General features: G+C 41.8%; 1 protein-coding gene. It reads left to right on the top strand.

The genetic code is table 11. The annotated features are described in order from the left end of the window. The first annotated feature begins 165 nt into the window (after nucleotides 1–165). A complete protein-coding gene (locus tag CTN07_RS05350) occupies nucleotides 166–11,874 on the top strand; it encodes a GEVED domain-containing protein (protein ID WP_005304340.1) in 11,709 nt (3,902 codons plus the stop codon). Nucleotides 11,875–12,116: the final 242 nt, after the last annotated feature.

The raw sequence follows: 12,116 nt of genomic DNA, 5'->3' as shown, positions 1-12,116 counted from the left end.
ATTATGGTGAGGTAATACTCGCCATAATTTTATCTGAAATATAAAAATCTTTAAATTGTCGTTTTTATTTTCATGTTATTTTAAATCTCATAAATAGGATAATTTTATCTGAGGTAAACATTAAAATATTAATAGTGATGTTTCTATTTTTATTTTGAGGTGCCAATGTTTAATATAAATAAGATAATAAATATTATCGTTTTATTACTTGTTTTTATTAGTAATAGTGCATTAGCAGCCTCGGTATCAGGTACCGTATTTGAGGACATTACTGGTGATGGTTTAATCGATGGTGATTTTACTTTTAATGATAATTTGGGAGATCAACGAGGTTTACCTGGTGTTACTGTAACTATCTATCTTGATGATGGTGATAATTTACCCGATAGTGGAGATACCGTTGTTGCAACCGATGTTACTGATGCCAATGGTGAATATTCTTTTACCGGGTTAGCGAATGCTGTGTATTGGGTTGCTTCTGATGCTCCGACAACGGCAAGTAATGGTAGTGGTGGCTTGGTTGCAGAACAAACCATTGGTATGGAGGCTCTAAGCACAATTCCCACTCCTTTTGCTGTTCAATCGTATTGTGCTGATGGTGCTGGTGGCAGTGTTTTAACCACGAATACCACTCATAATTTTGATGTTTGTTATGGAGGTAAAACAGCAACAGGGGCAGATGTTACAACAGATGCAGGTACTCGTGAACATATTACGGGACTGTATCTTGACTATGATCTTGGCAACTTGAGTTTTGGTTTTAGCTTTAATATTGTAGTAAACACAGAATTTGATGGTGTTGGTTCTTATCAGCAATTTTTGTTGAACGCTAATGCTTATAGTGGTGCAAATACAATGCGTTTTGTACCCGTAGTCCCTCCTAATCGGGCATCATGGTGGGAAGTTGAAAACCAAGACTTCGATTTCGTCATGCTTGTCTTCCCTACTATTACAGAAGGCAATATCACCATAGATGGTACAGCACATGATTTTTCTGATGCCACATTACTGCGTGATTTAGATTCAACTCTTCTTGGGACAACTACTACGGTTGGTGCTGATTGGAATAGTCGTTCAATTAGTCAAGTGGATGCACCTGATTTTGCGATTAATCATATCGCGGATAATTGTTTACGAAGTTATTATGGTCAGACTCAAGCTGAAAGTTCAACGTGGTCTGGATGTTCTGGTATTGAATTAGCTGCGAATGTTCATAATGTCACGATCCGTGATATAGCTATTTATGCTGATGACAGCGATGGTACGGTTGCAGGCCCTGCTTTTTTTGCTCCCGATAGTATTCAAAATTTTGATTTTACCAATAACGTAATTGGTGTTTTGCCTACAGGAGCTGATGCTAATAACCAAATTTATCGTGGTGTAATAATCAATAACGGCATTAATTGGGGGGCAGAGCAAGATTATGATGCATCGGGTCAAATAGATAATAACTATTTTAATAACACTTGGGATACAGCAATTATTATTTGGTATTTGACCAGTCCTACAGATTCTCGAACTAAGTTTGTTATCACTGATAATTATATTATTAATGTTGATGGTTCAGGCATGGTATTTGAGCGAGGTATGAATGCGCTGACTGTTCAGGGTAATTATATCGATAATGCAGGGTTTGCTGGTATTGATAATACATCGGGAGCTTCATACTTAGATATTTTACAAAATACGGTGACTAACACTCGTGGTTTTTATATTAAAAGTGATAATAACTATGACAATTCAACGAACTCTGAATGGTTTCCAAGTGCTGGCATTTCATTAGGCTATACTGCTCACACTAATGCTGAATTTAATAAAGTTATTAATGGTGCCGCTGGTGTTAATGGTATTGATTATGCTGCTGGTTCAAGTCGAGCCATAAAAGTCAGTCAAAACCAGTTTGGTGGCAATGGTGGTATTGCTATTGATATCGGTGAAAATAACGGTATTGAAACAAACTCTCATCAGGGCGACGGCACAGGATGTTATTTAGCGACCTATCATGGATCTCCAACGGTAACTGGGCCAAGCATTCCTATTATTACAACAGCAACTATTGATGGTAATACATTAACTGTTGAAGGAACAATGTGTAATGGGGCCGCAATTCAAGAGACCAGTTATGAATTACAGTTTTATGTCATTACCTCGGGCGCTGGAGACACTAGTACTGCATCAACAACAGCAGAGCCAGTTGGTGGTTGGAGTTTTATGACCAATATTGGTAATGAGATTACGGGGTTAACTTATGGCGAAGGTACCACTTATCTTGGTCGTTTAACCAATCAAACTAATGGCACGTTTAGTGGAACGATAACTGTATCAGGGATTTCTGCTGGGGCTCAGATTGGTGCGATTTCATTATCAGATAGTAATTCATCTGGCAGTTTTTATGCTGGGCAAACTTCAGAGTTTTCCGCAACTCAAGCGGTAACATCTACGGTTGCAGATTATGGTGATGCTCCTGATTCTGGTGCTGGCATTGGAACAGGAAACTACCGTACGCTATTAGCTGATAATGGCCCATCTCATACTAGCTCAACTTCATTGTTAATCGGTACAAATGCCACCGATGAAGAATCAGATGCTCTCGGAACGGGAGTGACAACTGCTGATGGCGATAATAATGATGCAACAAATGATGAAGATAGTGTATCGAATTTAACTATAGAAGATACCGCAACAACATTTTCTGAGACTATTGATGTTACAAACACGACAGGTTCAACGGCCTATTTGTACGCATGGATTGACTGGGATGATAGCGGTACTTTTGACGTTGATGAATTTGTTTCAAATGGAACGGGTACGGATGAACAAATCGATATTGCAGATAGTGCGATATCAGCTTCAATTGATTGGAGCAGCATTAGTGGATTGAGTTCTGGTGATCAGCATTATATGCGTATTCGTATTTCTGATACTGAATTAGCCCTTGGTGGGGCTAGTGGAAATACAGAAGATCCTCGCTCGTTTGGTGTAGGAGGTAGTGGCGAAGTAGAAGATCATATTATTTCTGTCATTGCAACGCCTCCTCCACCTGCTATTGATACCGACAATGATGGTGTTACTGACGATATTGATATCGATGATGATAATGATGGTATTTTAGACATTGTTGAACTTGAAAGCTGTAAAGATCCGACTGAAGTATCTATTAATTGGGATATAGAGACAGAGAGAACGATAGCTTCAGTCCTTTCAAAAATCACTAAAGGAGAACAATTTGTTACATCAGGACCGGGTGGTAATATCAGTCCTGCGGGAGGCGCATGGAATTTTAATGCAACTAGTACCGTGAGTAATATCTCTGACGCGGTATCATCTGACGCTTATCAGCAAGGTTCGTTTACTGTTGGTTCCGATCCTCTATATGTTACCAGTTCATTGTATTACGCCATCAGTGTCAGCTCTTTTGCAGTTTATATTGATGATGATCCTGCATTTGGTAGTCCTGATATATTAAGTGATGGTACGACTTATACAACAGCTAATAGTTACCTCACAACAGGTGGGCCATCTAATGAAAGCAGCTGGCGCAGAATACCGTTATCTTATGGTGATAGCTATGTTCTTCAACCGAATACAACCTATTATGTTCGCTTTTATATGCCAACGACCAACTCATCACATGATTTATTGGGTATTGGTGTTAATTTAGGTTTAACTGGATGTTCTCTTGACCCTGACGGTGATGGCATTTCGAATCATTTGGATCTCGATTCTGATGGCGATGGTATTCCTGATAATATTGAAGCACAAACAACACTGGGTTACATCCCTTCCAACTCTGATTCTGCCGCAACCTATACAACAAATAGTGGTTTAAACTCAGCTTATACTGCAACAAATGGCTTGACCCCAGAGAATACAGATACAACAGATGATCCTGACTATCTGGACCTCGACTCTGATAATCAAGGTGGAAATGATACTGCCGAAGCGGGGTTAACCTTATCGGGTACGGTAGGGACAAATGGTCTCGATAATAATTACGATAATGGCGATGATTTTGCTGATGTAAATGGTAGCTTTGATAATACCCAAGCTGACAATTTCCCTGATTTTGATGGGGATGTGAGCTCTGGAGGGGATGTAGATTGGCGGGATACTTCAGTATTAGCTGATTATGGCGATGCTCCGGATGTTGGTGTTGGCGTGGGGGGCGGTGATTATCGGACTATCGCTGCTGATAACGGTCCATTCCATAGCGTAGTTTCGGCCACGATTTTTATCGGTACGACAGCACCTGATGGTGAATTGGATGGAGCACAATCAACCAATGCCGATGGCGATGATCTAGATGGTACGGATGATGAAGATTCTTTAGGTATCACTCAACTCTATGAAACCAGTACAACTTTTTCTTATAACCAGTTAGTGAATAATTCATCAGGCTCTGATGCCTATTTATATGCATGGGTGGATTGGGACAATAGCGGTACGTTTGATAAAGATGAGTTTGTTGAAGGTGGTGTAAGTACAGGTGATCCAATCGTTATTTCGACTGGAAGTTCCAATGTTGGAACCTCGATGTTGTGGAGTACCTTACCTGCATTATCCTCAATGGATGAATATTATTTACGCGTTCGAATTAGTGATCAAATCTTAACAGACAGTGCCACAGGAAGTGATGAGGATCCTCGTTCACTTGGTAATGGTGGTTCAGGAGAAGTAGAAGATCAGATCCTAACGGTCGAAATAGAACCAACACTTCCACAAGTCTATTGTGCGGTATCAAGTAATGCAGAAACGGGTGAGCAAATAACTCAGCTAGATGGTTATAACGATAATCCAGCCGATGGGTTTTCTGGAACCAGTATCGTTGGCGATGAACTGTATTCGCAAGCCGGTAGCGGTCAACCATCGAAACGATTTGAATTAGAAATTTTAGCGCCTAATCAACAAATTACTTATCCCATTGGTATTGAGATAGAAATGCGGTTAAGAAATTTAAATGCCGGTGATGGCGATGCACTATTCTGGATTACAGATCACACCAATATGAACGGAATATTGATCGGTGATAATGCGGTTTATTTAGGTGTAGATGCTCTCTGGAATGGAACAAATTCAACGGTTGCCAGTTACAGTCAATCTCCTGTGACCATTATGGGTAATGCCGCCGGCTATATGACAACATCTTATAAACGTTATCGCTTAAAGATGTTTGTTCAAAGTGATAATAGTGTCACCATGCAAGCCATTACGATGAATGATGATGGTTCGATTATTGAAACCTCTCCTGTAGTTGCGGGTGATCAAACCTTTAATCCGAATAATGGTATTTATTTTGCGCATACCGGACACAATAATGATCCTGCTGCTCAGCGACATATTTTTGGTGAAATCACTGTTGTTGCAACTAATGGATTAGCTTGTGACTATGGTGATGCACCAGATGCCAATGTGGGTACAACGTTAGGCGATTATAAAACACGAGCAGCATCAAATGGCCCATCTCACGCTATTGATGGCACAATTTATTTAGGAAGTACGGGTCCTGATAGTGAATCTGATGCCTTTGGTGATGGGACCGATACCAGCTTTGATGGCTCTGGCGATGATACCAAAGGGGCTGTACCTGATGATGAAGATGCCATAACGGGAACATTGAGTTTATCGGGTAGTGATTTGAGTTTTAATGTTGCTTGTAATGATTTTAGTAGTGGTAGTGGTGATTTAGGCGCAACGGTTCATGCATGGGTTGATGCTAACAGTAATGGTGATTTTGAAGTTTCTGAATATACCTCAAGCACTTGTAATGATACATCCGCGACTGCAAATGGTACAGCATCACTCAGTTGGACTGGATTACAGCGGGCTGCAGGTGATAGCTATATTCGTTTGAGAATTACTAATCACACCTTAACTGATGCCGATAATTTAGGCAGTGATGATCGCGCTTATGATTCGGTATCTAATGGTGAAGTAGAAGACCATCCAATTACGATTAATCCATTTATCTCTGGTTTTGTCTTTAATGATGATGGTAGTGGTGGCGGCACTATTACTAATGGTATACGTGATGGGACGGAAACGGGGTTAGGAGTTGCGGTTCCAATCATTGCATATAATACGGCAACGACTGCTTGTTATGTGACGACATCAGATCCTACAACAGGCGCATATCTTATTGATTTACCCTCAGTTGGTACTTATAAAGTCTATGAAGCCGCAAATGAAACAGATTTGATCTCTCCAACTTGTCCACCAACTGCGGGTACATTAGATTCTGCGACCGGTACTTATCTTAACGCCACTATCGGAGATCCTGCAACTTATGCATCAAGTTCAGCTAATATCGTAGAAGTTGTTGTTACAGGAGGATCGTCATCAACGGTCGATTTTGGTGATTTTGTTGTTAACTCTTTTGATGTGTGCGCTACTCCTGCTTATTTAACGCAATCGAATGGGCCTGGTACAACTGCTTTAAATGCTGTGAACTTAGCGACTGGAGATGTGACACTTTTAGACCCATCAATTACGATGGGGGCTGCTTTAGGGTATTCAATGCATACCAATACCTTAACTGCGGTGCAAGGAACCAGTACCTTAACCCTTTTAGATGGTAGTTATACCACTTTTTCTCTTCCGATAACCAATTCAACGTTACCGAGTGGTTCTAATAATGGTGATATTGATGACAATGGTATTTTGTATACTCACTACAGTGGTAATTTTTATCTCTATGATACAAATCCAAACAGTGAAACCTATTTAACTCAAATTGGAATATTACCTACAACAAGTTTGAATTACGCTGATATTGCTTTTAACCCAATCGATGGACAAATATATGCAATATCTACCGCTGATAATACTCTATACCGTTTTGATCCAACTACGGGTACAAGGGCGTCTTTAGGGGCTCTTGTTGGACTTCCTATTGGCCCATTTGGTGCAGCTTATTTTGATGACCAAGGTTATTTTTACATCTCTGAAAATCCATCCCCAGGCCGAATCTATCGTATAGATGTGTTAGATGGCTCAAAACCCGCTGGCAGCTATACCGCGACACTGTTCTCTCAAACCAATGCTTCTGCTTCAGGTAATGATGGTGCCCGTTGTCGTTATGCACCAGTACCCTTAGATTGGGCCGATGCACCAACTGTTGATGGTTATGCGACTGAATTAACAGCAGATGGACCTCGTCACCAAACAGATGTTGGCTTGCCATATTTAGGGGGCAATACGCCAGATAATGAAAATGATGGTCAACCAACCGCTACTGCTGATGGTGATGATACTAACGGTCTTACTCCTGATGATGAAGATGGATTTTCACAACCGACGATCAGTGGCATCTTAGTCGCAGGAGATACATTATCACTCACTGTACCTGTAATAACTTCAAGCAATGATAATCTTTATGCTTGGATTGACTTTGATGCTAGCGGTACCTTTGATGCCGATGAAAGACAAACGGTGAATGTGACTGCTTCTGGAAATGAACAGCTAGATTTTACAGTTCCAGCCGATGTTCAACTTGTTGATACGTTTGTCCGTTTACGTATCTGTTCTAGCGGTGAAGTGTGTGCTCAACCAACAGGTAGCGCGGGGGATGGTGAGGTAGAAGATCACCTTATTTCTCTTAAACCAGTAGGTGATTTAGAGTTAATGCTTGCTATGGATCCTGGCGTTAATGTTACGTTAGGCATTCCGTTTAATGTGGTGGTCAGTGTTGAGAATAAAGGAGCAACCACCGCAAGCGATACTAAAGTGACGTTACCTATTCCAACTGGGTACAGCTTTGTTAAGGCGTATGCCGGTGACGGGGTTACTGAAATTACCACTTATGATCCTGTTACAGGAGAGCTTGATTTAGGTGTAATAGGATTTGGCTTTAATGATTATGCGGTGATCCGTTTAGCACCACAAGATCTCTCTGCTCCTGCTATTAATGCGGAAATTATAGAGACGGGTATCAATGATATTGATTCCACGCCAAACAATGGTTTTGGTAATGGTGAAGATGATACCGACACAGTAACTCCTGCGATATCCAATATTATTCAACCCAATGTTTGTGATGCTCCTGTTGTTTTTGAAGGGGGTGATGCGTACTTAGCAGCAAATGGTGAATATATTGTGACGCCAAATACAACCAATCAACAAGGTTATTTATGGAGTTACGGTTATATCGATCTCAATCGACCTATGTATGCCGAACTTGCAGTATATCTGGGAGATAGAAGCTGTAATACAGGATGTCCAAACGGTATTGAAAGTGGTGCGGATGGAATGACATTTGTACTGTCTTCTGATCCAAGAGATCTCAATGCTTTTGGAGCCTTTGGTGGAGGACTTGGTGTTGGTGATATTTTTGGCGCAACACCTGTCGCACCATCGGTTGTATTCGAATTCGATACCTTTGATAACACTTATATTGGTGCAACTGATGATGCTGTTGGTGGGCAATATATAGATCATACGGCAGTTTATCTTAACGGTGATGTGTATACGCCTGATGTTGCCAATACCTTGATTCCTGCCACTTCTGTTGCCGGAGGGGAGTTAGAAGATGGGCGTTATCATATCGCCCAATTTGAATGGGATCCTACAACTAACCAGTTTACCTATTATATGGATGGAGTCATGGTTGGTCAGTTTACTCGTGATATTCGTAATGATATTGGTAATAACATGGTTCGATTCGGATTTACAGGTAGTACGGGTGATGGTTATAACCTCCAAAAAGGGTGTTTTACTAAAGCGCCGAACGTCTTAGGTTCCGATCTCGGTGATGCGCCTGATACTACTGTTGGAACTGGTATTAATAACTACACCACCACATATGAAAATGATGGAGCTCAACACGTTCAGGCCGATACTGATGATAATGGCTTTATCGATTTGCGAATGGGTAATTTGTGGGATGCCGATTTAGGCAACTTACAAGATATTGGTGCCATTGCGGATGATAATAACAATTTTGATGATGAAGATGGTGTGACACTTGTACAGTCTGCGACCAAAGGGGAAAACTTTGATATTACAGTCAACGTGGTTGAAGACAGTGGCAGAGCAAGTACCGGACAACGTCTCTATGCGTGGTTAGACTTTAACCTCGACGGTGATTGGGATGATGCGGGCGAGCAGGTGGTAGCCGATACTTCTGCCGCTATTGGTAACAACAGTTACAGTGTCCCGATCCCAGCTGGTGCCGTCGTAGGTTACAGTTACTTGCGGGTTCGTCTGTGCAGTGATGTGGGGTGTGATAGCCCAATTGGTTTGGCCAATGATGGAGAAGTGGAAGATTATCGAGTGCTTATCTCAGATCTTGTCGGTAATAATCAGTGTGATTTGATTGTACAAACCCGTTTACCTATAGCGGCAACAGACTATAGCTATAACTCATTAGATGTAACCGTTGATCCGATTACTTTCACCGATATCGTAAACCCAATTAGCATTACGAATCAAAGTAATATCGCCAATATTAATGCATTAGGCTTTAACCGTATCAGTGGGTTGATTTATGGTACTTTTACCGATATGTCACAAGCCGATCGTATTCATCATCTGTTTGTGACTGATAAAACGGGGACCAGTTTCATCGATTTAGGGGAGATCCGAGCGGAATCTGCCACCACTATTCGTCGTCTGCAAGATGGGGAAAGTTTTGATTTTGCAGCCGGAGATTCATTGCGTCATACCGGATACAGCTCAACGTCAACCGTTTTAAGCTCCCCAACTGCGGGGGATGTTACCGCTGATGGTAACCATTTAATTGTATGGCGTACTTCTTGGGATTCTCTAGTTAAAATTGATCTCAATACTCAAACTTTCACGACCGTACCCTTAGATATTGCAACCATGGGGGGATCTTATGGTGGTGGCTCTATTGAAGTGGGCGCAGATTTAGCCATCAGTAGTCAGTCGGGATTGGGTTATTTGGTCGATCTCAATGGCGATAATCTTTATACCGTGAATCTATCGACGGGGGCTGTTACAGCACAAGCGTTGACGTACTTTGGTGCAGAGCCGACGTTAGACACTAATGGTAAATTGCAAGCCGGTGCGTTAGTGATGGATAACGCGGTGAGTCTCTACGCTTTAACTAATGGTGGTAATCATGATACTAACCAAGATGGAACCATCGATCTTAATGAGCGAGCGGTGGTCTATCGTATCAATGTGATGACACAAGAGGTTGAGTATGTGACGGCTTCAGATCAGGGCAGTTTACAAGGTAACGATGGAGCAGGTTGTTATGATTCGACAGATTATGGCGATGCTGCAGCCAGTTATGGCCAAGCCAGTCACGCTTATTTGGATGCGGCGTTAGATGGTATCGCAGATCTGGCCCTAGGCTCTCGTTGGGATCCTGAGTTTACTCAATGGCTCAGTGTTGATGCATCAGGTGATGACACCCATGGTCAAGATGATGAAGACCTGAATATTCCAGCTCAAATTATTGTTGAGACCAGCACCACGCTACCAATTCAAGTTGTCGGTGATGGCTTTGTCAATATCTGGGTTGATTTAAACAATGATGGTGATTTTGCCGATAGCAATGAGCAGTTAATTAACGATCAAGCGGTCACAACGGGCAACAACAGTATCTCGGTCATATTAGATGCCGCCAGTGCCGAAGGGTTTAATGGTAATACTGTGATGCGAGTGCGTCTGTGCTCTAGTGCTAACAGCTGTAATACCTTTGATGGCGCTGCAAATGATGGTGAAGTGGAAGATCACTGGTTTGAACTGCTGAACCGAATTGTACTCAGTGGCGTCGTGTTTGAAGATAATGGCGTTGGTGGGGCAACAGCTGCGCATGATGGGTTACAAGAGGGCTCAGAAGTAGGTTTGGGTAACTTTACGGTAACGGTAACCTTTAATGATACTGGAGTGACAGGCTTTACATCCGGTGATGTTATAGCCACAGACCTTACCTCCGGTGATGGCTCTTACCAGTTTGTGATAGGGGTGGATTTCTCAGGTAAAGATCTGCTGTTAGACGTAGTCAAGCAGGCGGATTGGATCGATATCAGTGAAGCCGATGTGACGGGCATTACGCAAGTTACCAGTAGTAGTGTGACCGACAGTCAAATGAGCGTGAATGCTAATGCGGGGGATGACATCTCTGGATTAGATTTTGGTAAAGTGCAAGAGCCCCGTATGGAGCCAGATAATTTCAGTGAAGCAGAGCCGGGTAAATCGGTACTATTCCCTCATAAATTTACCGCCGCGACAGCAGGGAGTGTGAATTTCTCAATCATTAATACAGAAGTTGAACCTGCTAATGATGGTTGGAATGCGGTGCTCTACCAAGATAATGATTGTAATGGGGTAATAGATGGGACGGATGCTCAAATTGTCAATCCAGTTGCAGTAAGTGGCAATACCGCTGTATGTCTACTTAGTAAGGTATTTGTGCCAGCAGATGCGCCACTTAATGCTTTATATCACTATGATATTGCTGCAGACATGACGTTTGCTGACAGTGCCGCCACTGGTCATGGAGTGACTCGTCAAGTACTTGATAAAGATACGGTTCGAGCGACGTTTAGTGGCGCTGGTGAACTAAAATTAGAGAAAACGGTGCGTAATATTACACAGGGCACTGCGGTTGGGATGAGTAACCAAGGCCGTCCGGGTGATGTGTTGGAATACACGATTACCTTTACCAATGTAGGTAGTGGTGATTTAACCGAAGTGAGTATTTTTGATAGTACGCCAAGTTATACCGAGCTTTCTCAAGCGATTGATTGCACCTCAGGCTCTGTACCCGCTTCACTGACCTGTATTCCTGTGACTGCAAATGGCACCAATGCAGTAGGTTATGAGGGGGAAGTGCGTTGGGATATGACGGGGAGTTTATTAGCCGGAGAGCAGGGAACCGTTGTTTATTTGGTAGTTATAAAGTAGGTGTTATTTTACATTGTATTTTGCAAAAAAATGCTACTTAAGATAAGTTAAAATAGTAACAATATACCTTTACTTTTTGATTATTAAAGAAAATTAGTAGTGGCACTATTTGTGCTATATCACTTTTATGCTCCTAGAATGGGTAGATGGATAAGTGATATGAGAATACATACAAGTGCGCTACTAATTATTTTGGGTTTTATTTTATTCGCGGACTTGTTCACAGAAAGAGTCATCTCTGA

The organism is Photobacterium damselae (assembly GCF_003026815.1).
Classification (GTDB): Bacteria; Pseudomonadota; Gammaproteobacteria; order Enterobacterales; family Vibrionaceae; genus Photobacterium; species Photobacterium damselae.
The sequence above is the reverse complement of the archived record's forward strand: the minus strand, read 5'-3'. Positions and strand labels throughout refer to the sequence as shown.

What these genes read in the sequence shown, in the direction of transcription:
- CTN07_RS05350 (WP_005304340.1), top strand. Translation starts at nt 166, where the DNA reads ATGTTTAATATAAATAAGATAATAAATATTATCGTTTTATTACTTGTT.